Origin of the sequence: Streptomyces sp. NPDC007162, assembly GCF_040634175.1 — a bacterium.
In the GTDB taxonomy this organism is placed as follows: Bacteria; Actinomycetota; Actinomycetes; order Streptomycetales; family Streptomycetaceae; genus Streptomyces.
In genome coordinates this window covers 1-20,829 of sequence record NZ_JBEYFC010000012.1, presented here as the reverse complement: position 1 = coordinate 20,829, position 20,829 = coordinate 1, and the positions used below count along the sequence as shown (strand labels likewise).

Sequence of the window (20,829 nt, the reverse complement as noted above, 5' to 3'; positions counted from 1 at the left end):
TCCCGCCAGGACGAGGATCAAGACGAGGACCAGCCAAGGAGCCGCCCATGACCGTCACGCCCGCCCCCGCCCCCGCCGCGCAGCCCCCGCTCGCGGCCCGCAGCCGCCGCGTCGGCGGTTCACCCGTGCGGGACATCCTGGCCGTGACCGCACGCCCCGAGGTCATCAACTTCGCGGGCGGCCTGCCCGCCCCGGAACTGTTCGACCGGGAGGGCATAGCGGCCGTCTTCCGCGCGGTCCTGGAGGAGACTCCGGAACGGGCGTTGCAGTACTCCACCACGGAGGGCGAGCCCATGCTGCGCGCCGGACTGGCCGCCCGCCTCAGCGCGCAAGGGCTCCCCACCGACGCCGACGACCTGCTGATCACCACCGGTTCCCAGCAGGCCCTCTCCCTGCTGGCGACCGCGCTCGTCGACCCCGGGGACACCGTCCTGGTCGAAAGCCCCTGCTACCTGGCGGCACTTCAGGTGTTCGGACTGGCCGGCGCGCGCGTGCTGCCCGTCCCCTGCGACGCCGACGCGTCGACCCCGCCGCCCTGGCCGAACTGATCCGCACCGAGCGGCCCAAACTCCTCTACCTCGTCCCCACCTTCCAGAACCCCACCGGCCGCACCATGCCCGCCGCCCGCCGCGCCGACCTCGCCGAGACGGCCGCCCGGCACGGCCTGTGGATCGTCGAGGACGACCCCTACGGCGAACTGCGCTACGACGGCGAGCGCGTCCCCTGGATCGCGTCCCGGCCCGGCGCCGAGGACCGTACGGTCCTGCTCGGCTCCTTCTCCAAGGTCATGGCCCCCGGTCTGCGCCTCGGCTGGCTGCGCGCCCCCGACACGCTGCGCCGCGCCTGCGCCGTCGCCAAGCAGGCGGCCGACCTGCACACCCCGACCCTCAACCAACTGGCCGCCGCCCGCTACCTGGACGTCCTGGACGGCCACGTCGCCAAGGTCCGCGCGGTGTACGGCGAACGCCGGGACGCCATGCTCGCCGGCCTCCCCGACGCCCTCCCGGCCGGCTCCGTCTGGACCCGGCCCGAGGGCGGCATGTTCCTCTGGGCCCGGCTCCCGGAGCCGTACGACACCACCGCCCTGCTGCGGCGCGCGGTCGACCACCTGGTGGCCTACGTCCCCGGCGAACCCTTCTACGCCGCCGACCCCGACCGCGCCACCCTGCGCCTGTGCTTCGTGACGCAGACTCCGGAGGAGATCGGGGAGGGCCTGCGCCGACTGGCCGGGGCCCTCAGGGGCTAGCGGGGCCGGTCAGTCCCACCAGAAGTGCCAGTACCGCTCGCCGACCAGCTGCTCGGCGTACGACGAGAGGGTGTCGTCGTCGCCGGGCAGCACGGTGTAGGGGCAGAACGCGAAGTGCTCGGCGGCGATCGCCTCCGCCGTGTCCAGGTCGGTGGGCGGGGCGGCGACGGAGACGGCGAGGTGGTCCAGGCCGAGGGCCACCACCCGTATCCCGAACCGCTCCTCCCAGGAACGCAGCACCGAGCACAACCGGGCCACGTCCTCCTCGAAGTTCACCGGCCCGCTCCAGCCGATCGCCGCCGGTATGTCCGCGCTGCGCCGCGCCGACACCAGCGCCAGGTGCGGCTCCTTGAGCCAGGGCCGCCCCTGGCTGAGCGCGTCCGCGACCTCGGCGGCCCGTGTGTCCGGGTCGGCGACCAGTGCGGTGGCGGGGGCAAGACCCGGCCACTCCTCGCCCTCCGGCGGGTCCTCCTCCCAGGAGTCCTCCAGCACGTCCTCGGCGTCGTGGTCCCCGGGGTACGACGTCTCGCCGGGCGCGAAGTCCCAGTCGTCCAGCTCGGACACGTCGACCAGGACCGGCAGCAGGCCCGCCCGCCCGGCCTGCGCACCCAGCGCCGTCCAGGTGCCGGGCCCCGCGGGCTGACCCGCGTACCACAACAGGGGTTCGTGCCAGGGCCCGCAGAGCGTCGCGTCGATCAGTCTCCCGGGCGGGAGCCGCAACCCCAGGGACCGACCACTCGGATCGGTCGCCAGCTTGGGCAGCGGGTTGGGAAGAGTCGCCATGGCAGTGAACTGTAGAGCCGCCCACTGACAACGCCGCCCGGCAAGGTCACTTGAGGGACGCGGTGAAGGCGGCCCAGGGGGCGGGGCCGAGCGCGAGGGCCGGGGCGCCGGGGGAGGGGTCGTTCTTGGAGTCACGGACGTGGACGACGTGGGGGCAGGCGGCGACTTCGACGCACGCGCCGCCCTCGCTGCCGCTGTAGCTCGACTTCCGCCAGGCGAGGGCGACTTCGATGCACTGGCCGCCTTCGCTGCCGCTGTAGCTCGACTTGAACCACTGAAGTGCCTCGGTGCTCATTGCTCTCCTAGCAAGCGGTCAAGCAGGCCCATCGAGTCCTGGGTTGTCAGGGCCTGGGTCCGCAGCATCGCATACTTGCGCGCCAGCCTGGAGACCTCGTCCGGGTCGGATACCCACTGACTGCCACGCTGGGACTCGGCGTACGCGAGGTGCTGGTGGTCCGGGGTTTCGAGGAGGGTGAAGGGCCCGTCGACCCCGGCGTGGTAGGGGCTGCTCAGAAGCAGGAACTGCAAGGACACGCAGGGAAGTTCGGCGACCTCGCGCAGATGGCGGAGCTGGGCCGTGCGCACCTGCGGTCCACCGAGTGTCATCAGCAGCACCGGTTCCCAGACGACGAAGCTCAGCGTCGGCGCGTTCCTGCGGTGCAGGATCTCCTGGCGCTCAAGCCGGGCAGCCGTCCGCGTCTCGACCTCGTCCCCGTCGTAGGCGGGCACGCGATTGCGCAGGACGGCCCGCACATAGGCCTCGGTCTGGAGCAGCCCGGGGAGGACCGCGTTGTCGTACCAGGACAGGGCGATCGCCTCGCGTTCGTGCTCCATGTAGACCTCGGCCCACATCGGGAACTGGTCGACGTCCGGCAGGTTGGCCACCCCCGCCGTCAACACGCCCTTGGTGTCCAGCACTTCGTCCAGCCGGGCCGCCGTGTCCGGTTTCAGTGCCCGTCGGCCCTGTTCGATGGACGCGATCGTCTGGTCGTCGAGGCCGACCCGGAGGCCCAGCTCGGTCTGGGTCAGACCGGCCGCCCGGCGGGCCGTGCCCAGCTGCTTGCCGAGCATCTTCAACGACGTCTGGTTCTTCGGCCGCGGCGGCTTCTTCGCGCTCATGTCGGTCTCAATCCCCTGGGGCACGCGTACGTCACCGGCACGGAGCCGTACAAAAATTCCGTACGGGTCTACTCCCTGCACCAGACTAGTGACTCTGAGCGACATTCGTCCCGTGAACGACCGAAACGAACTCCTCTACCCCCGGGAACAGTTCTACGCCCGGGAGCGCCGATCCGTGCCCGCCGCCAGGCGGTTCGCCGCGCAGTCGCTCAGGTGCTGGGGTCTGGCGGACTGGGCCCGCGCCGCCGACATGTCGCTGTGCGTGAGCGAGTTGGCCACGAATGCCCTCCTGCACGGGGTGCCGCCCGGCCGTGGCTTCCTGCTGCGGCTGCGGTACGACGGCGAGGTCCTCCGTGTGGAGGTGCACGACAGCGGACCGGGCTTGCCGACGCCCACCGAGCCGTCGGACGACGCGGACGAGGGCGGCCGCGGGCTGCTGCTGGTCGGGGCCCTCGCCGACAAGTGGGGGGTGGCGGAGCGGGAGCTCGGCAAGGTGGCGTGGGCCGAGTTCGAGGCCGCGCGTGAGGCGGCGGACGGCAATCTCTCGGCCTTCGTCGCCCGGGCCATAAGGGATCAGTTGTCGACAGACGCGATGGCGCTCTACGTCGAGGACAGCGCCCGTATCGGAGACGACCTGGACGACCTGTACAGCGCGGCGGAGGACGACCTGTGCGGCAACTGAAGCGTGGCCAGGGGTGGACCGGCCACGTGGCCGAGCTGCACCCCGGCGCGGTCCTCTGCGCGCTGCTCGACACGTCGGGAGAGCGGAGGGAATCGCTGGTGACGGTGCGGGTGACGGCTCCGCTCAGAGGAGTGGTCCTCGCCCCCGATCTCTACAACTTCCGGCTGGGGCGGTTCGAGCAGGGGAAATACCACGGGGACGTTCCCGGCGAGCAGATGGAACGTGTGGACGTCGCGTTGCGGGCGGTGCTCAGTCTCTGACGGATGCCACCGCGACCAGTTGGTCGGCCCGGCACCTGGTGGCGCACGCCTCATGGAAGGAACTTCACCTCTGGGAAGGCCGCGCTCGGGCCGTCGAGGAGATGCCTCCCGCGGTGGCGCAGGTGCAGGTCGAAGAAGGCCGGCGGATAGGCCTGTTGGATCCGTACCGACCGGACCGGGTCGAGGGTGCCGATCCAGTCCTGGATCTGCTGGTCGGTCATGCAGAGGATCTTGCCCGCCTGCGGGATCAGCGTCGCGTTGTCGCCGTATGAGTTGTGGACGGCCCCGTCGGCCTGGATGTCGAGCCGCCAGCCGCGAAGGTGCGTCCAGAACTCGGCGACGTCCGGCATGGCGGCCCGGGTGAACACGGCGGTCATCATCATGAACGGCCGGTCCAGATCGGTGGTGATGGTCGGCTGCATCGGGCCGTCGATGCTGAGTCCGGCTCGGACGCGCCGGTCGGCGAGCATGGTGAGTGCGGTGGCGGTGCCACCCTTCGACCAGCCGAACGCGCCGATGCGCCGGGGGTCGAGGGCGCCGAGCAAACCCTGGGGCAGTGGCTTGTCGTCGACGTCGGGGTTGCGGCCGGCTGCGACCCCCTCCACGCAGTCGAGCAGGAACCGGAGGTCCGCCGCGAAGTCCCTCGGGAACATCGGGACGTCGCCCGGGGTGACCACTTGGCCGTCGGGGAACTCGGTGAACGTGTCGTAGGTGTGGTCGACGGTGACCACCACATACCCGTGGCTGGCGAGTTCCTGGACCATGACGGTGTGGTCGCCGCGGTGGCTGCCCGAACCGTGCGAGTACACGATGACGGGCAGGCGGTGGCCCATGCGATGCACGGGAGCACCCACGTGCCCGGCGGTGAGTGGGCCGATGGCGGGGTCGAGGGGGAAGCCGGAGTCTGTCAGGAACGCCCGTAACGCGCCCTCGGTCATCCAGGGGGCGCGCGGCAGGTCCACCGCCCTGCGGGCGGGGTACCAGACGCTGGCCATCAACTCGCGGTGACGCCCCGGGCCGGCCACGGGATCCGGGCGTGAGGTGTCGACGAGGTGGAGCGGCACCGTGCCCACCGGATGAGGCCCGGTGGGCGGAGGCAGGGTGAGTCGCGCCGGGCCGGAGGCGGTCGGAGCCGCCCACGCGTGGGACGCGAGGCCGAGCGGCACGGCCGTCCCGATTCCAGCGGTCAGCGCCGCCCGGAGCATGCGCCGGCGCGTCATTGGTGGTCGGCTGTTGGACGCCGTGATGGTCATGAATCCTCCCGAGTCCGGGTTTCTGGCGTGTCAGCCGTTGCGGGCGGTCTCTGGGCCGGTGACGCGTCTGAGCAGGGGGAGAGTCGAGGCGATGATGCCCAGCGAGGCGACGAGGCCGAGAGTGACGAGTGCGTAGTACGCCGCGCCCGGGGACACCAGGTCGTAGCGCATCTGCGATTTCAGGAACAGGGCAGAGGCGGCGAAGGCCGTACCGATCGAGATCGCGGCCACGGCCAGCAGTGGCAGTGTGCTCTCCAGGCCGATCACCCGTTGCAGCACTCCCAGCGGCGCACCGGTGAGCCGCAGCAGTGCGAACGGGCGTCGGCGATCCGACAGGCCCGCCACCACGCTCACCGCCAGGCTGCAGCCTGCGATCGGCAGGGTGGTCAGCAGCACCACGTCGGCCAGTTGCCGCCAACCGGCCAGCTCTTGCTGCAAGTCGGTGCCCCAGTCGCCCACTGTTTGGGCCTGGTGGTGCGGATAGGCGGTGGTGAGCAGCGTCCGTACGCGTTCCATGGCGGCTGTCGACCCGTCGGTGGCCACGTAGACCAGTTGTACGGGCAGCTTGGCGACGGCTGCGGTGCTGATCGCGGCGGCGGGCCACGGCAAGCTCGGATGCGATTGCAGGCTGACGAACGCGTAGAAGTCGACGGCCGTGACGCTCGCTCCGGCCGGGCAGCGGCCCACCATGGGAGTCCCCGCCAGGTCGGAGCAGGTCACCAGGGCCGGCGCCTCCGGGGGCGGATCGCCTGGGTGGACTGTCCGGTGCACCACCTTGCCCACACCGTCGGGGTTCGCGTGGACGACGGCTACCCCCCGCACGCCCGGGATCGCCCGTACCTCGGTGAGCAGCCGTGTCGGAATGGCCCCGGCCAGCGGCGCCTCACCATCACCGCCGGCCTCCACCACCGTCCGGGTCTGCCGGTCGCCGCCCAGCGTGCCGCGGTAGTCGTTGATGGTGCCGATGATGCTGACGGTCGCGGTGGTCACGAACAGGGCCAGGACGAGGCCGCTGACCGCGCGGAAGCCGGCCTTCGGGTCGTCGGCGAGCCGGCGCACCGCGATCAGGGCGGCCGGGCGTCGGGTGCGCCGGGCGACGACCCGGGCAGCGGTCATGGTCAGCCACGGCCCGGCGATCACCAGGCCCAGCATCACCACCAGGAAGCCGGGGAGGTAGGCCGCCGTCTGGCCGTTCCCGGTCGCCGGGCGACGGCCGACGAAGACGAAGTACGCCAGTTCGGCCAGGCCGGCCAGCAGCGGGATCAGCCGCCAGGCACGTGGCGGGCGCGGGGTCACCCGGCGGGTCACGCCGAGCGGGGAGATGGTGACCCGGCGCAGGGCGAGGCGTGCCGCGATCGCCGCCGCCACCGGCACGCCGACGATGACGCCGAGGACCTGCGGGGCGCTGAGCGTCAGATCCGAAAGGAAGAACCGCTGCTGCCCGGTGAGCGGAAGGGTGGCGACCAGCGGGCGCAGCGCGGCATAGAGCCCGAAGCCGACAACCGTCCCGGCGGCCGCCGCCAGCGCGGACTCCACCGCCGAGAGCAGCGACACCTGCCGGGGAGTGGCGCCGACCAGCCGCATCGCCGCGTACCGCTGTTCGCGCGTGGCGGCGGACAGCCGGGTCGCGGTGGCGATGAAGATGAGTACCGGGAAGATCAGTGCCCCGGCCACCACGGAGGAGATGAGGGTCAGTGCGTCGCCGCGCACCGCGTTGTCCCAGCACGCGTTGTCACAGGGGGATGGCCGGCTGGTGGCGATGGTGGTGACCGCTCTCGCTCCTGGTGCGCCCTTGATCTGGGCGGGGGTTCGGCCGATGACGGCGATGAGTGAGTCCGGGGAGGCCAGAGCGGCGTCGCCGATCGTGCCGGTGAGCCGGCCGGGGAAGCGGTCGCCCAGCTGGTCGGCCGGGGTGGCGCGGATCAGCTTGGCCAGCGCGGGTGAGGCGTAGTACTCGCCCGGCGCCGGCAGGCGCGTCAGGCCGGGCGGGACGGGCGAGGTCGAGCCGGTCGCGGCGACGTCGACCTCGGTGAGGGACTTCCCGTCGTAGTAGTCGCCGTGCGGCCACCACCACAGGGAGTCCGTCGAGGCCCGCTCGGTACGGCTCGCGGCGCCGGTGTCGAGCCACACCTGCCGCTGGTTCGTCCGCTCGACGGCGTTCATGCTGGCGAAGGTCGACAGCAACAGCCCGACGCCGATGGCGACCGCGGCGGCGATCATGGCCAGCCGGGCGAGCGCCTCTCGGCCGCCACTGACCGCGAGGCGGAGGGCGAAGGCGATCACGAGGCCATCCGTCCGGTCGTGAGCAGGCTGGCCCTGCCGTCCCGGACCATGGCCTTCTGGTCGGCGTACGCGGCGACCCGGGGTTCGTGGGTCACCAGGACGACGGCGGTGCCCTCCTCGTGGGCCGCGTCCACCATCAGCTCCATCACCTGCTCGCCGGTCAGGGAGTCCAGCGCCCCGGTCGGCTCGTCGGCGAAGAGCACCTTGGGCCGGGCCACCAGGCCGCGGGCCAGCGCCACCCGCTGCGCCTGACCTCCCGACAACTCCCCGGAGCGGCGCCGCTCCAGGCCGTCCAGGCCCAGCCGGGCGAACCAGGGCCGGGCCTCGGCGAGGGCAGCCGCCCGGCGCTGGCCGGAGAACAGCAGCGGCAGGGCGACGTTCTCCTCGGCGGTCAACTCGGGGACGAGCTGACCGAACTGGAAGACGAACCCGAAGACGTCGCGGCGCAGCGCGCTGCGATCCGCCTCGTTCATGGTGTCGATGCGGCGTCCGTCGAAGTGCACCTCGCCGGAGTCCGGGGTGAGGATGCCTGCCAGACAGTGCAGCAGGGTGGACTTCCCCGAGCCGCTCGGGCCCATCACGGCGAACACCTCGCCGGCCTCCACGGCCAGGTCGGCACCGCGCAGCGCGGGGGTCTCACCGAAGGACAGGGTGAGATCGCGGGCCTCTATGAGGGCGGTCATGGACGCACCTCCTCCGCGAGCGCGTCCATCCGGGCCGCGGTCACCTCGATCCAGTGCAGGTCGGCCTCCAGGTGGAACAGGCCGTGGTCGGCGAGCAGGACGTCCACGAGCGTGCCGGTGCGGCGCAGCTGGGTCAGTTCGTGCATCCGCTGCAGGTGGGCGGCCCGCTGGGTGTCGAGGTACTGCTGGGCGTCCCGGCCGAGCATCAGGGCCAGCACCACCTTGGTGAACAGCACGGTCTGCAGATTGGGCTCGGGGGCCACCGGCTCGGTGAGCCAGGTCTCGAACTCCGTCGCCCCGGCCTCGGTGATCACGTAACGCTTGCGCTCGGGGCCGACCCCGGGCTCCGCCTCGCCGGCCATGACCTTCCCGTCCCGCGCCAACCGGCCGAGCGTTGTGTAGACCTGCCCGTACGGCAGCGGCTTGCCGCGGTTGAAGAAGGTGTCGTAGTCGCGCTTGAGGTCGTAGCCGTGGCTCGGCTCTCGCTCCAGCAGCCCCAACAGGGTGAGAGGAACACTCATGCGAGGACCATACACCGGGGATATACTCTGAGTGTATATCTGCTGAGAGTTCTTTCTGGTCCTCCGTGCGCCTCGGCGTCACCGCGCCACTGAGGTGACGCACTCCCGCTCGGTGTCCCCCGCGGGGCGGAAACAGGTGCGGATCGTGGTTCCCGGGGCGGTCGCCGTCATCGGGGTGTACACGAACGCGTCCACGTCGGCGGCCGTCCTGATCTCGGCGCCGTGTACGCGGCCGTCCGCCGTCACCTCCAGCCGGTCACCGACCCGCGTCCCCCACATCCGCGCCCAACTCGCCCCGCACTCCTTGCTGTAGCGCACCTCCAGCCAGGCGCCGCCGGCCGTGTGACGGGTGGCCAGTGTGACGGGGGAGGCGGCGCACCGCATGCCCATCGGGTTCCGGCCCTCACAGGCCGCGCCACGGCAGCGCGGGGCGGACGAGGCGGGATCCTGGGACCGGGGCGCCTCCGCGGACGCCCGCGCATCGCCCTCGGCGCCCGGTCGCAGCAGTGCGACCGCCACCGCCACCGCGCCCACTGTCACGGCACACACCGCCGCCAGCACCGCCACGGCGACGACGCTCCGGTGCCCGGCGAGACGGGAGGCGGGGGCAGGAGCCGCGGTGGGCGACGCACCCGTGGCCGCAGGCGCAGGCTTCTCCTTGCCCCGGCCGCTCCACTCCGACTCCGCGATCTCCCACAGCGCCAGGCAGCGCCCGTCCGGTTCGCCGGCCAGTCGGCACAGTTCCTGGACCGCCTGGCGCGGGGGCAGGGACTTGCCGTTGAGATAGCGCTCCCAGGACGACTTGCTGAACGCCGTCTTCGTCGCCAGGGCCGCCAGGCTCAGGCCGGTGCGGGCCCTCAGCTCCCTCAGCGAGGCGGCCAGCCGGGTCCGCTCCGGGGTCATCCCCGCAGCGCCTTCCAGGTGCGCGGGCCCACGATGCCGTCGCCGATCAGCCCCGCCCGCTTCTGGAACCGCACCACCGCGCCCCGCGTCAGCGGGCCGAACATGCCGTCGATGCCGCCTGGCGAGACACCCGCCCGACGCAGCAGACACTGCACCTCCACGACGTCCGGCCCCGACTGGCCGTACCCCACGGTGGCGTCCAGGGTCCGGCTGTTGCCCGCGTACCAGGCGCCGTCGACCTGCCGCAGACGGCAGCTGTACGAGGGGGTCGAGGCCGGTGCCGACGCGGCCAGCGGAGCCGTCCGCGCCGTCCGGTCGTCGGCGCCGGAGCGCCCGGTGAGCCACGAGGTCACCAGGACGGCCGTCGACACCGCGAGCACCAGGGCCACCGCCCCGGCCGCGAGCGCGATCCGCAACGTCCGCACGGAGAGCCGTATCTCACCGGCGGGATGCCGCTCGGGCTCGGGCTCGGGCTCGGGTGCCGGTGGTCCGGCGGCCGGTACGGCGGTTCTCCCGCGGCCCTTCCCGTGCTCCCACGCCTCCGCCGCCACCTCGTGCAGGGTCAGCAAGCGGGTCGGGTCGTCCCCGCCGATCCGGGCCAGTGCCTCCACGGCCTCCGCGGGCGGCAGCGACCGGCCGCCCAGATACCGTTCCCACGACCTGGCGCTGTACCCCGTCCGCGCGGCGAGCTGCCGTACGCTCAGCCCGCTGTGGTCCTTCAGCCGGCGCAGACGCACCAGCAACTGCCGCACGCGCGGATCCAGTTCAGCGGGCAGTTCTTTCCAGCGCGACATGTACCCCCCGGATGCGGTCCGGAACCGTGGTCAGCGGCCCTCGCTCCGACGCATTCTGCATGAGCATGGCCACCCCTGTACGGCCGTCCCGTCACTCCGTCCCATGGGAGGGCGTCGGCGCAGGTCAGAGAGGGTGACGTCCCAGCGGGCCGCCACTTCGCCAACAGCCGTGGCGGGGCCGGCCGGGCGGGCCGCACCGTGGTGGCGGCACCGGCTCGCCGAACGGGTCGGATGCCGACCACGACCTGAAAGAGGAACGCATGCGACCGAACGTTCTGACCCGGACCCTCGTCGGAGTCACCGCCGTCGCCGGCCTCGCCGCCGGTTCCCTGGCGACCGCCGGCACCAGCTTCGCCGCGCCGGTCTCGCAGCCCGCGGTGAGCGCGCGGGCCGCCACCCTGGCCTCCTACGAGAACTTCGGGCTGACCACCGCCGAGGCCAAGAACGTGCAGAACTTCCTGGCGGACTACTGGGGCTACACCGACGGCATCGACGGTCAGCTCGGCCCCAACAGCTGGAAGGCGTTCCAGCGCTGCCTCGCCACGTACTGGGGCTACACGGGTGCCATCGACGGCGACCCCGGCACCAACACGATCAAGGCGCTCCAGCGCCTGCTGAAGGCCGACTACGGGTACACCGGTGCCATCGACGGCATCGCCGGCTCGGGCACCCGCGCGGCCTTCAAGCGCTTCGCCGCCTGACAGGCGTCACACGCGCACCATCATCCGGACGCTCAGAGGCGCTCGGGCGTCCGGATGCCCAGCAGGGACATGCCCTGGTGCAGGGTGCGGGCCGTCATGTCGCAGAGGAACAGGCGGTTCTCCACCTGGGCCGGGGTGCCGGCCTTGAGGACCGGGCACTTGTCGTAGAACGAGGTGTACAGCGAGGCCAGCTGGTACAGGTACGCGGCCAGCTTGTGCGGGGCGTACTCCGCCGCCGCCTCGAAGACCGTGTCACCGAACGCGTCCACGTGCAGGCCGAGCGCCCGCTCCGCCGCGTGCAGTTCCAGCTCCGGGTGCGCGGCGGGCCGGACCTCCCCGGCCTTGCGGAGGATCGACTGGATCCGGGCGTACGCGTACTGGAGGTACACGGACGTGTCGCCGTTCAGCGAGACCATCTGGTCCAGGTCGAACTTGTAGTCCCGGTTGGCGGAGGTCGACAGGTCGGCGTACTTCACCGCGCCGATGCCGACCTGCTGCGCCCGCTCCTGGATCTCGTCCTCGGTGAGGTCCTGCGCCTTCTCCCGGACGACCTGGGCGGCCCGCTGCACCGCCTCGTCCAGCAGGTCCTCCAGCCGTACGGTCTCACCCGCACGCGTCTTGAAGGGCTTGCCGTCCGCGCCCAGCACCGTGCCGTAGCCCATGTTGTGCGCGGTGACGTCGTCGGTGAGCCAGCCCGCCCGCCGCGCCGTCTCGAAGACCATCTTGAAGTGCAGGGACTGCCGCACGTCCACGACGTAGATGAGGGACGTGGCGTGCAGGTCCCGGACCCGGTTGCGGATCGCCGTCAGGTCGGAGGCCGCGTAGCCGAAGCCGCCGTCGGCCTTCTGCACGATCAGCGGGACCGGCTGGTCGTCCTTGCCCCGGATGTCGTCGAAGAAGACGACCAGCGCGCCCTCGGAGCGGACCGCGACACCCGTCTCCTCCAGGATCCGGGCGGTCTCCGGCATGCCGTCGTTGTACGCCGACTCGCCGACGATCTCGTCGTCCCGGACCTCCATGTCCAGCTTCTCGAAGACCGAGTAGAAGTAGACCTTCGACTCGTCCACGAACCGCTGCCACAGGTCGAGGGTCTCCTTGTCGCCGGACTGCAGGGCGACCACCCGCTTGCGGGCCCGCTCCTTGAACTCCTCGTCCGTGTCGAAGACCGCCCGGGACGCCTTGTAGACCCGGTTCAGGTTCGACATGGCCTGCTCGCCGTCCGTGTCGGTCTCCGCGGACAGCTGGTCCGGGTTCTCGATCAGGTACTGGATGAGCATGCCGAACTGGGTGCCCCAGTCGCCGATGTGGTGCCGGCCGATCGTCCGCTCGCCGGTGAAGTCGAGCATGCCGCGCAGGGCGTCGCCGATCACCGCGGAGCGCAGGTGGCCGACGTGCATCTCCTTGGCGACGTTCGGCTGGGCGTAGTCGATGACCGTGACGCCGGGGGTCGCCTTCGGCGGGACGCCGAGCCGGTCGCCGTCCGCGTACCGGGCGGCGAGGTTCTCGGTGATCGCCTGGTCGGAGAGGGTGATGTTCAGGAAGCCGGGGCCGGAGACCTCGACGTCCTGGATCAGGGCCGCGCCGGTGACGATGTGCGAGACGACCTGCGTGGCCAGCTCCCGGGGGTTGGCCTTGGCCTTCTTGGCGAGGGCGAGGATGCCGTTCGCCTGGTAGTCGGCCCGGTCGCTGCGTCGCAGCAGCGGATCGACGGCGTCGGCTTCCGGCAGGGCGGAGGCGAGGGCGTCGGTGAGCTGCTGGTTGACGGAGTCGCTGAGGGACGTGACCGGGGCCATGGGGTGGGAGCCGTTCTCCTCGGGGGGCTTGGTAGACGAGACCAGTATTTCACGGGGGGTAAAGGGGTTTTTGCGGCTACGGGGCGGGGGCTCGGTGCCGCGGCCGGGTGCGAGTGCGTCGTGGCTCGTCGCGCAGTTCCCCGCGCCCCCCAGCGGCGGCTGCGCCGCCGGCCGGTCGCGCCCGCGCGGCGGAGCCGCATGTCGGTACGGCCCCGCGCGCAGACAGGGTCGCGGTTGGTGCAACCTCGCGGTCCTTACGGGGCTCTTGGGTTATGGCGTTTTCATGGAAGGGGCGGTCCCTGGGACAATGGAACCGCCAGCCGTGCGACCGTACCGGCTGCCCCGTGTCTGAAAGAAGGACGTGCCGACGTGGCTCAGAGCACCGAGACCACCGACTGGGTCTCCCGTTTCGCGGATGAGGTCATCGAGGAGTCGGAGCGTCGGGCCCCGGGCAAACCGGTCGTCGTCGCCTCCGGGCTGTCCCCGTCGGGGCCGATCCACCTCGGGAACCTCCGCGAGGTCATGACCCCGCACCTCGTCGCCGACGAGGTCCGGCGGCGCGGGCACCAGGTCCGGCACCTGATCTCCTGGGACGACTTCGACCGGTACCGCAAGGTGCCCGCCGGCATCGCCGGGGTCGACGAGAGCTGGGCCGAGCACATCGGCAAGCCGCTCACCTCCGTGCCCGCCCCGCAGGGGTCCGCGTACCCGAACTGGGCCGAGCACTTCAAGGCCGCGATGACCGAGTCGCTGGCCGAGCTGGGCGTGGAGTTCGACGGGATCAGCCAGACGGCGCAGTACACCTCGGGCGTCTACCGCGAGCAGATCCTGCACGCCATGAAGCACCGCGGTGACATCGACGCGATCCTCGCGCAGTACCGGACCAAGCCGAAGACCGGCAAGAAGCCCCAGCAGAAGGCCGTCGACGAGGCCGAGCTGGAGGCCGAGGAGGGCTCGGGCGCGGCCGCCGAGGACGACGGCTCCTCCGGGTCCGCCGGGTACTTCCCGTACAAGCCGTACTGCGGCGGCTGCGGCAAGGACCTGACCACCGTCACCGCCTACGACGACGACACCACCGAGCTGACCTACACCTGCACCGAGTGCGGTTTCTCGGAGACCGTCCGGCTCAGCGAGTTCAACCGCGGCAAGCTGGTCTGGAAGGTCGACTGGCCGATGCGCTGGGCCTACGAGGGCGTGATCTTCGAGCCGAGCGGCGTCGACCACTCCTCGCCCGGGTCCAGCTTCCAGGTGGGCGGCCAGATCGTCGGGATCTTCGGCGGGCAGCAGCCCATCGGGCCCATGTACGCGTTCGTCGGCATCAGCGGCATGGCCAAGATGTCCTCGTCCCGGGGCGGGGTGCCCACCCCGGCCGACGCGCTGAAGATCATGGAGCCGCAGATCCTGCGCTGGCTCTACGCCCGCCGCCGGCCCAACCAGTCCTTCAAGATCGCCTTCGACCAGGAGATCCAGCGGCTCTACGACGAGTGGGACAAGCTGGACGCGAAGGTCGCCGAGGGGACCGCGCTGCCCGGTGACATCGCCGCGCACTCGCGCGCCGTGCGGACCGCCGGGGGCGAGCTGCCGCGGACGCCCAGGCCGCTGCCGTACCGGACGCTCGCCTCCGTCGCCGACATCACCGCCGGGCACGAGGACCAGGCGCTGCGCATCCTCGGCGAGCTGGACCCGGAGCAGCCGCTGGACTCGCTGGCGGAGGTGCGGCCCCGGCTCGACAAGGCCGAGGCCTGGATCAACACCCAGGTGCCGGCCGACCAGCGGACCATCGTCCGCGAGGAGCCCGACGCCGAACTCCTGAAGTCCCTCGACGAGGCCTCCCAGCAGTCCGTACGACTGCTGCTCGACGGACTCGCCGAGCACTGGTCGCTCGACGGACTCACCCACCTCGTGTACGGCGTGCCCAAGGTCCAGGCCGGGTTCTCCGCGGACGCGACGCCGAAGGAACTGCCGCCGGAGATCAAGACCGCCCAGCGTTCGTTCTTCGCGCTGCTGTACCACCTGCTGGTGGGGCGTGACACCGGGCCGCGGCTGCCCACGCTGCTGCTCGCGGTCGGGCAGGAGCGGGTCCGGCACCTGCTCGGAGCGTAGGCCGGCATGAATCCGGCATGAAAAAGGGGCTCTCCTGGACGGGAGGGCCCCTTCTTCATGCCGTGGTGCGGCCTACGCGATGTGGTCGTCCTGCAGTTCCGCCGTGTGGCGGTTGGTGAAGCGGTTGACCATACGGTCGGCCTCGCGCTGCGGGAGCGAGATGCCGTAGGTCGCCTCCACGTCGCCCCTGAACTGGCCGGAGCTGGGGTAACCGCCGTCGATCGACTTCTTGAAGACCAGGTAGAAGTCTTCCTCGGTCGGCTCGGTGCCGCCGCCCTCGCCCAGCTCACGGGTGCGGCCCGGACCGGAGGGGATGGGGAAGCTGCCGGTCGTCTCCGAGGGCGACTCCTCGGGGAGGGGCTGCTGCTCCTGGGCGAGCTGCTCCTGCTGGTACTGCTGCTGCTGGTACTGCTGCTGCTCGTACTGCCAGGCGGCGTACTCCTCCTCGGTGTACTGCGGCTCGTAGGGCGGCTCATAGGTCGGGTCGTAGCCGCCGTGGTACTCGATCTGCTGGGGGTTCCTGGCGTGCAGCCAGGGGTTCACCTCGGGGTCCGGTTCCGGGTCCGGCACCGGGCCGCTGTACGCGGGCTGCTGCTCCACGCGGGGTGCGGGCGCGGGGGCCAGCTGGGGACGCTGTTCACCCTGCGGCGCCGCAGGGGCGGCAGCGGGGGCCGGTGCCGCCGCCGGGGCCGGGAGGAGTACCGGGATCTCTATGCCTGCCGCCGCCAGGCCCTCCGGGGCGGTGTCCGCCAGGGGGACGCCGTAGCGGGCCAGGCGCAGGGGCATCAGGGACTCCACCGGGGCCTTGCGGCGCCAGGCGCGGCCGAAGCGGGAACGGAGCCTCGCCTGGTAGACGAGACGTTCCTGCTCCAGCTTGATGACCTGGTCGTAGGAGCGCAGCTCCCACAGCTTCATGCGGCGCCACAGCAGGAACGTGGGGACCGGCGAGAGCAGCCAGCGGGTGAGGCGGACCCCCTCCATGTGCTTGTCCGCCGTGATGTCGGCGATCCGGCCGATCGCGTGCCGGGCCGCCTCGACGGCCACCACGAACAGGATCGGGATGACCGCGTGCATGCCCACGCCCAGCGGGTCCGGCCAGGCCGCCGCGCCGTTGAAGGCGATCGTCGCGATGGTCAGCAGCCAGGCCGTCTGCCGCAGCAGCGGGAAGGGGATGCGGATCCAGGTCAGCAACAGGTCCAGGGCGAGCAGGACGCAGATACCCGCGTCGATGCCGATCGGGAAGACATACGCGAAGTTCCCGAAGCCCTTCTTGATGGCCAGCTCACGGACGGCCGCGTACGAACCGGCGAAGCCGATGCCGGCGATGATCATCGCGCCGGTCACGACCACACCGATGAGAACGCGGTGCATCCGAGTCAGCTGCATTGGCGCGGCCACCCGTACTCCCCTCCCCTTGCGTGTTGTTGCGCGCAACAGGGTGGCACATGTGTACGGCGCACGTGTTGCCGGTCAGCTCTTCTTGGCTGACGACTTGGAGGGCGAAGCGGAAGCGGAGGGTGACGCGGATGCACCCTTCGAGGGGGTCGCGGACGGCGAACTCGCGGGCGCAGAAGCTCCGTTGGCGTTCGAAACCGACGCCACCGCATCCTTCGCGGCCTGCACCGCCGCCTTCGTGAGCGTGTCGGCGTCCGGTGTCTTCTCGCCGGCCAGACCCGCGCCGTTGTAGTCGACGGTGACGACCACGTTCGCGACGCGTGCCACGACCGTCTGCTGCTTGAACGCGCCTTCCTTCTTCTTCAGGTCGTAGCGCACGGCGGTGGCCTGGTCACCGGCCCCGCTCACCGGCTCCGACTTGGTGTTCTTGGCGCCCGCCACGGACTGGGCCTCCCGCACCTGGCTGGTGTAGTACGCCTCGGCCTGCTGGTCGCCGCTGCCACGGCCGGCGTCCGAGTCGAAGCGCAGGAAGGAGACGTTCAGCCAGCGGAACTGGGAGCCCTTCACGCCGTTGTTGTCCAGGCTGCTCCAGGAGCAACTGCCGCGCGTGGCCACATCGTCCGATGTGCCCTCCTTGCCCGACTTTACGCCCTGCGGCACGAGCGAGGTGAGCGTCTGCTTCGACAGCACCGCGCACGGCTCGGGCAGCTTCTGGTACTTGGCGGCCTGGACGGTCGGGGAGGCGGCCGTGGCACCGGCGGGCGCGGTGGCGGTGTTCGTCGAGCCGCCGCCGGTGCCCTGCGCCGCGTCGTCCGAGCCGGAGGAGGAGCAGGCCGACGCGAACAGCGCCACGGCGGGGACGGCGGCCGCGCAGACGAGGGAGCGGCGGAGGCGCCCGGCCCGTCGCTCTGCGTTCCGTTCGTTCCGGGCGCGCTGGTCGTCTCGCTGGACTGCTACTCGCTGCATGGTTCCTTCACTCATACGTTCGGGGTTCCTGCGGTCGGATCGGGTCCGAGGGGCCACGGTACGCGGTGAGGAAGCTGTGCGGTTTTGGTTCGCGCGCTTTGCGGGCGCGGTGCGCGGGGCGTGTCCGGGGCGTCAGCTGTTGAGGGCCTCGGCCAGTCGCGCGGCCAGTTTCTGCGCCCTGTCCTGCATTTCCTTGCTGTCCGGGACCGTTCCGGTGGCCATCGGCTGCTCCTCGTACTCGATGGTCACCACGACGTTGGACGTGCGGAACACCACAGTCACCGTCCGCTGTTCGGCCGTCGAACCGGAGCCGCTGAGCTGGTCGTCGAGGTAGGCCTGGTCGCCGAGGTCGGTGAGGACGCGGGGCTGGATATCGGCGGAGGCGACGGACGCGGAGGCTGATCCGGTCGATCCGGCCGTTCCGGTCGAGTCTGCGGAGGACGACGAGGGCGAGGCGGACGAAGAGGAGGAGGGGGAGGGCGACGGGGACGCGGACGTCGAGTCCGACGGGGACTCCGACTCCGTCGCGGTCGGGGGCGTCGACTCGGGGATGTCCGCCGCCGTCTCCAGCTGCGTGTAGATGGTCTGCGCCTCGTTGTCGTCGCTGACCGCGTTGTCGTACGACACCACGCGCTCGAAGTCGACGGACAGCCGGTCCGTGGCGTCGGTGGACTCGACCTTCCAACGGCAGCCGACCTTGCGGTCCGTGTCGTAGGTGAGGGAGGCGTCGCCCTGGTACGCCTTGTCGCGCTGGTCCGGGTCGGCGATCTGCGCGATGCCGGGGAGCAGCGAGTCCAGGGTGTCGTGGCTGACCGCGCCGCAGGGCTCGGGCAGGGTGCGGTACTTGCCCGGCTGGGCGGCGACGGTGGCGGTGCCCGTGTCCGCGTTCTTGTCGGTGGTGTCGGCCCCGCCGCTGGAACCGCTCGTGCAGCCGGCCAGCAGAGCCGCGAGAAGGGCGGCGGTGCCGGTTACGTACGCCTTCCGCTGCACGGTCAGGCTCCTTTCCGTTCACTGGGTCGCTCGGTCCTGCACCAGTGCCCCCACCTGTTAATCGCTTGCCGCAGTGGGGCGCCCCCTGGAGACAATGTGTATCGCACGCACTGCTGTGAACGCCGGTCCCTTGTCCGATTTCGGTGACCTGAGCGACGCATTTGCGTTCTGATCCATTTATTCGTTTCGTCCTTTTTGTTGTGTTGTTCGCGGGGGAATGAGGAAGTCATGTCATACGTGGAGATGCCGGGCGCGAAGGTGCCGATCCGGATGTGGGCCGACCCGGCGACCGTCGAGGAGGGTGCGCTCCAGCAGCTGCGCAACGTCGCGACCCTGCCGTGGATCAAGGGCCTCGCGGTGATGCCGGACGTCCACTACGGAAAGGGCGCGACGGTCGGGTCGGTCATCGCGATGCGCGGGGCGGTGTGCCCGGCGGCGGTCGGCGTCGACATCGGCTGCGGCATGTCGGCCGTGAAGACGTCCCTCACGGCGAACGACCTGCCGGGCGACCTGTCCCGGCTGCGCTCGAAGATCGAGCAGGCGATTCCGGTGGGCCGGGGGATGCATGCGGATCCGGTGGAACCGGGGGACTTCCACGCGCTGGCCATGGCCGGGTGGGGGGAGTTCTGGGGGCGGTTCGACGGGGTGGCGGACGCGGTCAAGTTCCGTGAGGGGCGGGCGCATCAGCAGATGGGAACGCTCGGATCGGGCAACCACTTTGTTGAAGTTTGCACAGATGTGACCGGTTCTGTGTGGCTGATGCTGCACTCCGGTTCCCGCAACATCGGCAAGGAACTAGCCGAGCACCACATCGGCGTGGCGCAGAAACTTCCGCACAACCAGGGCCTTGTCGACCGCGACCTCGCCGTCTTCGTCGCGGACACACCGCAGATGGGGGCCTACGAGCACGATCTCTACTGGGCTCAGGAATATGCGAAGTACAACCGGTCGATCATGATGGCCCTCCTCAAGGACGTGATCCGCAAGGAGTTCAAGAAGGCCAGGGTCACCTTCGAACCCGAAGTGAGCTGCCACCACAACTACGTGAGCCGCGAGCGGTATGAAGGCATGGACCTGCTCGTGACCCGTAAGGGAGCGATCCGCGCCGGATCCGGCGAGTACGGGATCATCCCCGGGTCCATGGGTACGGGCTCGTACATCGTGAAGGGCCTCGGTAACGAGCTGTCCTTCAACTCCGCCTCGCACGGAGCCGGCCGGCGCATGAGCCGCAACGCGGCCAAGCGGCGCTTCTCGACGAGGGACCTGGAGGAGCAGACCCGGGGTGTGGAGTGCCGTAAGGACTCCGGCGTCGTGGACGAGATTCCGGGCGCCTACAAGTCGATCGACCAGGTCATCGACCAGCAGCGGGACCTGGTGGAGGTCGTGGCCAAGCTCAAGCAGGTGGTCTGCGTGAAGGGTTGACCGCGTGGTCCGTCACTTCGCGTGGCGGACCGCGTAGATCATGATGAAGGCTATGAAGTGGATGCCGAAGAGGAAGTAGGCCAGGAAGTACCAGACCTGGCGTTCGTCCTTGGTCTCCTGGGCCAGGCGGGCCTGTTCCAGGTTCTCCAGGGCCTTCGCGGGGGCGTCCTCCGGGGGCGCGGGTTCCGGAGTCACAGCTCTCGGTGGACCTTGGTGTTCGAGGCCTGGGCGCGGGGGCGCAGGACCAGGAGGTCCACGTTGACGTGGCTCGGGCGGCTCACCGTCCAGGCGATGGTCTCGGCGACGTCGTCCGCGGTCAGGGGTTCGGCGACGCCTTCGTAGACCTTCGCCGCCTTCTCCTCGTCGCCGCCGAAGCGGGTCAGTGCGAACTCGTCCGTCCTGACCATGCCCGGTGCGATCTCGATGACCCGGACCGGCTTGCCGACGATCTCCAGGCGCAGCGTCTCGGCGAGGACGTGGGCGCCGTGCTTGGCGGCGACGTAGCCACCGCCGCCCTCGTAGGTGCCGTGGCCCGCGGTGGAGGAGACCACGACCACCGTGCCGTCGCCGCTGGCCTCCAGCTTGGGCAGCAGGGCCTGGGTGACGTTCAGGGTGCCGATGACGTTCGTCTCGTACATCGTGCGCCAGTCGGCCGGGTCGCCGGTGGCCACCGGGTCGGCGCCGAGGGCGCCGCCGGCGTTGTTCACGAGGACGGCGATCGTCCTGAACGCCGTGGCGAACTCGTCCACGGCCGCGCGGTCCGTCACGTCCAGGGGGTAGGCCGTGGCCTCGTGCCCCGCCTCCGTGAGCTCCTTGGCCAGGGCCTCGATGCGGTCCTCGCGGCGGGCGGTGAGGACGACGCGGTAGCCGGCGGCGGCGAGGCTGCGGGCGGTCGCGGCACCGATTCCGCTGCTCGCGCCGGTGACTACCGC

At 71.0% G+C, this 20,829-nt stretch carries 19 protein-coding genes and 2 pseudogenes; 6 read left to right on the top strand and 15 right to left on the bottom strand.

The features are described from left to right. The first annotated feature begins 47 nt into the window (after positions 1-47). Positions 48-1,246, top strand: a pseudogene (locus ABZ646_RS02860) (PLP-dependent aminotransferase family protein). A gap of 9 nt (positions 1,247-1,255) precedes the next feature. Here ABZ646_RS02860 and ABZ646_RS02855 read toward each other — a convergent pair. From ABZ646_RS02855 to ABZ646_RS02845, 3 genes are read right to left on the bottom strand one after another with little or no spacing between them, the layout of a single operon-like run. Further along, the gene (locus ABZ646_RS02855) at positions 1,256-2,029 is read right to left on the bottom strand and encodes a DUF4253 domain-containing protein (RefSeq protein WP_360512268.1); all 774 of its coding nucleotides are present in this window, start codon (positions 2,027-2,029) and stop codon (positions 1,256-1,258) included. Positions 2,030-2,075: 46 nt separating this feature from the next. After that, on the bottom strand, positions 2,076-2,324 hold the full coding sequence (locus ABZ646_RS02850; protein ID WP_360512266.1) for a DUF397 domain-containing protein: 249 nt from the start codon (positions 2,322-2,324) through the stop codon (positions 2,076-2,078). Then, positions 2,321-3,148, bottom strand: coding sequence for a helix-turn-helix transcriptional regulator (locus ABZ646_RS02845; protein WP_360512264.1), 828 nt, complete (start codon positions 3,146-3,148; stop codon positions 2,321-2,323). The genes ABZ646_RS02850 and ABZ646_RS02845 overlap by 4 nt, the downstream gene beginning before the upstream one ends. A gap of 112 nt (positions 3,149-3,260) precedes the next feature. On the opposite strand from ABZ646_RS02845, the pseudogene ABZ646_RS02840 reads away from it, so the two are divergent. Together ABZ646_RS02840 and ABZ646_RS02835 are read left to right on the top strand one after the other, a co-directional pair. After that, positions 3,261-3,659: pseudogene (locus ABZ646_RS02840) on the top strand (ATP-binding protein); the annotation flags it as partial. Positions 3,660-3,817: 158 nt separating this feature from the next. Beyond that, on the top strand, positions 3,818-4,090 hold the full coding sequence (locus tag ABZ646_RS02835; protein WP_360512262.1) for a hypothetical protein: 273 nt from the start codon (positions 3,818-3,820) through the stop codon (positions 4,088-4,090). Between the two features lie 50 nt (positions 4,091-4,140). Here ABZ646_RS02835 and ABZ646_RS02830 read toward each other — a convergent pair whose 3' ends face one another. From ABZ646_RS02830 to ABZ646_RS02805, 6 genes are all read right to left on the bottom strand, one after another. Continuing rightward, entirely contained in the window at positions 4,141-5,343 is a 1,203-nt protein-coding gene (locus ABZ646_RS02830; RefSeq protein WP_360512260.1) for an acetylhydrolase, read from the bottom strand. A gap of 30 nt (positions 5,344-5,373) precedes the next feature. After that, positions 5,374-7,626 (bottom strand): FtsX-like permease family protein, encoded by a 2,253-nt coding sequence (locus ABZ646_RS02825; protein ID WP_360512258.1) that lies wholly within the window; start codon positions 7,624-7,626, stop codon positions 5,374-5,376. Beyond that, positions 7,623-8,309 carry an ABC transporter ATP-binding protein gene (locus ABZ646_RS02820; protein ID WP_360512256.1) on the bottom strand — a complete coding sequence of 229 codons (687 nt, stop codon included), beginning with the start codon at positions 8,307-8,309 and terminating at the stop codon, positions 7,623-7,625. Before ABZ646_RS02820 ends, ABZ646_RS02825 begins: the two co-directional genes overlap by 4 nt. Next, positions 8,306-8,830, bottom strand: coding sequence for a PadR family transcriptional regulator (locus tag ABZ646_RS02815; protein ID WP_360512254.1), 525 nt, complete (start codon positions 8,828-8,830; stop codon positions 8,306-8,308). Before ABZ646_RS02815 ends, ABZ646_RS02820 begins: the two co-directional genes overlap by 4 nt. A gap of 78 nt (positions 8,831-8,908) precedes the next feature. Continuing rightward, entirely contained in the window at positions 8,909-9,733 is an 825-nt protein-coding gene (locus ABZ646_RS02810) for a DUF2690 domain-containing protein (protein ID WP_360512252.1), read from the bottom strand. Continuing rightward, a complete protein-coding gene (locus ABZ646_RS02805) occupies positions 9,730-10,527 on the bottom strand; it encodes a peptidoglycan-binding protein (protein ID WP_360512250.1) in 798 nt (265 codons plus the stop codon). Before ABZ646_RS02805 ends, ABZ646_RS02810 begins: the two co-directional genes overlap by 4 nt. 260 nt (positions 10,528-10,787) lie before the next feature. Here ABZ646_RS02805 and ABZ646_RS02800 point away from each other — a divergent pair, with 260 nt between their 5' ends. Beyond that, positions 10,788-11,228, top strand: a complete 441-nt coding sequence (locus ABZ646_RS02800) for a peptidoglycan-binding protein (protein WP_360512248.1) — start codon at positions 10,788-10,790, stop codon at positions 11,226-11,228. 32 nt (positions 11,229-11,260) lie between these two features. Here ABZ646_RS02800 and argS read toward each other — a convergent pair whose 3' ends face one another. Beyond that, on the bottom strand, positions 11,261-13,021 hold the full coding sequence (argS, locus tag ABZ646_RS02795) for an arginine--tRNA ligase (RefSeq protein ID WP_360512246.1): 1,761 nt from the start codon (positions 13,019-13,021) through the stop codon (positions 11,261-11,263). A gap of 369 nt (positions 13,022-13,390) precedes the next feature. Here argS and lysS point away from each other — a divergent pair, with 369 nt between their 5' ends. Continuing rightward, the gene (lysS, locus tag ABZ646_RS02790; RefSeq protein ID WP_360512244.1) at positions 13,391-15,124 is read left to right on the top strand and encodes a lysine--tRNA ligase; all 1,734 of its coding nucleotides are present in this window, start codon (positions 13,391-13,393) and stop codon (positions 15,122-15,124) included. A gap of 72 nt (positions 15,125-15,196) precedes the next feature. Here the strand turns inward: lysS and ABZ646_RS02785 are convergent, their stop codons facing one another. The 3 genes from ABZ646_RS02785 to ABZ646_RS02775 form a co-directional block, all read right to left on the bottom strand. After that, positions 15,197-16,495, bottom strand: a complete 1,299-nt coding sequence (locus ABZ646_RS02785; protein ID WP_360512242.1) for a DUF2637 domain-containing protein — start codon at positions 16,493-16,495, stop codon at positions 15,197-15,199. 99 nt (positions 16,496-16,594) lie between these two features. Beyond that, a complete protein-coding gene (locus ABZ646_RS02780; RefSeq protein WP_360512240.1) occupies positions 16,595-17,485 on the bottom strand; it encodes a DUF3558 domain-containing protein in 891 nt (296 codons plus the stop codon). A gap of 132 nt (positions 17,486-17,617) precedes the next feature. Then, the gene (locus ABZ646_RS02775; protein WP_360512238.1) at positions 17,618-18,475 is read right to left on the bottom strand and encodes a DUF3558 domain-containing protein; all 858 of its coding nucleotides are present in this window, start codon (positions 18,473-18,475) and stop codon (positions 17,618-17,620) included. A gap of 228 nt (positions 18,476-18,703) precedes the next feature. Between ABZ646_RS02775 and ABZ646_RS02770 the strand changes: the two genes are divergently transcribed. Beyond that, positions 18,704-19,897: an RtcB family protein gene (locus tag ABZ646_RS02770; RefSeq protein ID WP_360512236.1), complete on the top strand. Its 1,194-nt coding sequence runs from the start codon at positions 18,704-18,706 to the stop codon at positions 19,895-19,897. 12 nt (positions 19,898-19,909) lie between these two features. Here the strand turns inward: ABZ646_RS02770 and ABZ646_RS02765 are convergent, their stop codons facing one another. Then, a complete protein-coding gene (locus ABZ646_RS02765) occupies positions 19,910-20,092 on the bottom strand; it encodes a hypothetical protein (RefSeq protein ID WP_360512305.1) in 183 nt (60 codons plus the stop codon). After that, on the bottom strand, positions 20,089-20,829 hold a 741-nt coding region (locus ABZ646_RS02760), incomplete at its 5' end, for an SDR family NAD(P)-dependent oxidoreductase (RefSeq protein WP_360512235.1). The genes ABZ646_RS02765 and ABZ646_RS02760, both read right to left, overlap by 4 nt.

Coding starts and splice junctions, on each gene's coding strand:
- ABZ646_RS02855 (WP_360512268.1), bottom strand. CDS start 2,029: ATGGCGACTCTTCCCAACCCGCTGCCCAAGCTGGCGACCGATCCGAGT.
- ABZ646_RS02850 (WP_360512266.1), bottom strand. CDS start 2,324: ATGAGCACCGAGGCACTTCAGTGGTTCAAGTCGAGCTACAGCGGCAGC.
- ABZ646_RS02845 (WP_360512264.1), bottom strand. CDS start 3,148: ATGAGCGCGAAGAAGCCGCCGCGGCCGAAGAACCAGACGTCGTTGAAG.
- ABZ646_RS02830 (WP_360512260.1), bottom strand. CDS start 5,343: ATGACCATCACGGCGTCCAACAGCCGACCACCAATGACGCGCCGGCGC.
- ABZ646_RS02820 (WP_360512256.1), bottom strand. CDS start 8,309: ATGACCGCCCTCATAGAGGCCCGCGATCTCACCCTGTCCTTCGGTGAG.
- ABZ646_RS02815 (WP_360512254.1), bottom strand. CDS start 8,830: ATGAGTGTTCCTCTCACCCTGTTGGGGCTGCTGGAGCGAGAGCCGAGC.
- ABZ646_RS02810 (WP_360512252.1), bottom strand. CDS start 9,733: ATGACCCCGGAGCGGACCCGGCTGGCCGCCTCGCTGAGGGAGCTGAGG.
- ABZ646_RS02805 (WP_360512250.1), bottom strand. CDS start 10,527: ATGTCGCGCTGGAAAGAACTGCCCGCTGAACTGGATCCGCGCGTGCGG.
- ABZ646_RS02800 (WP_360512248.1), top strand. CDS start 10,788: ATGCGACCGAACGTTCTGACCCGGACCCTCGTCGGAGTCACCGCCGTC.
- argS (WP_360512246.1), bottom strand. CDS start 13,021: ATGGCCCCGGTCACGTCCCTCAGCGACTCCGTCAACCAGCAGCTCACC.
- ABZ646_RS02785 (WP_360512242.1), bottom strand. CDS start 16,495: ATGCACCGCGTTCTCATCGGTGTGGTCGTGACCGGCGCGATGATCATC.
- ABZ646_RS02780 (WP_360512240.1), bottom strand. CDS start 17,485: ATGCAGCGAGTAGCAGTCCAGCGAGACGACCAGCGCGCCCGGAACGAA.
- ABZ646_RS02770 (WP_360512236.1), top strand. CDS start 18,704: ATGTCATACGTGGAGATGCCGGGCGCGAAGGTGCCGATCCGGATGTGG.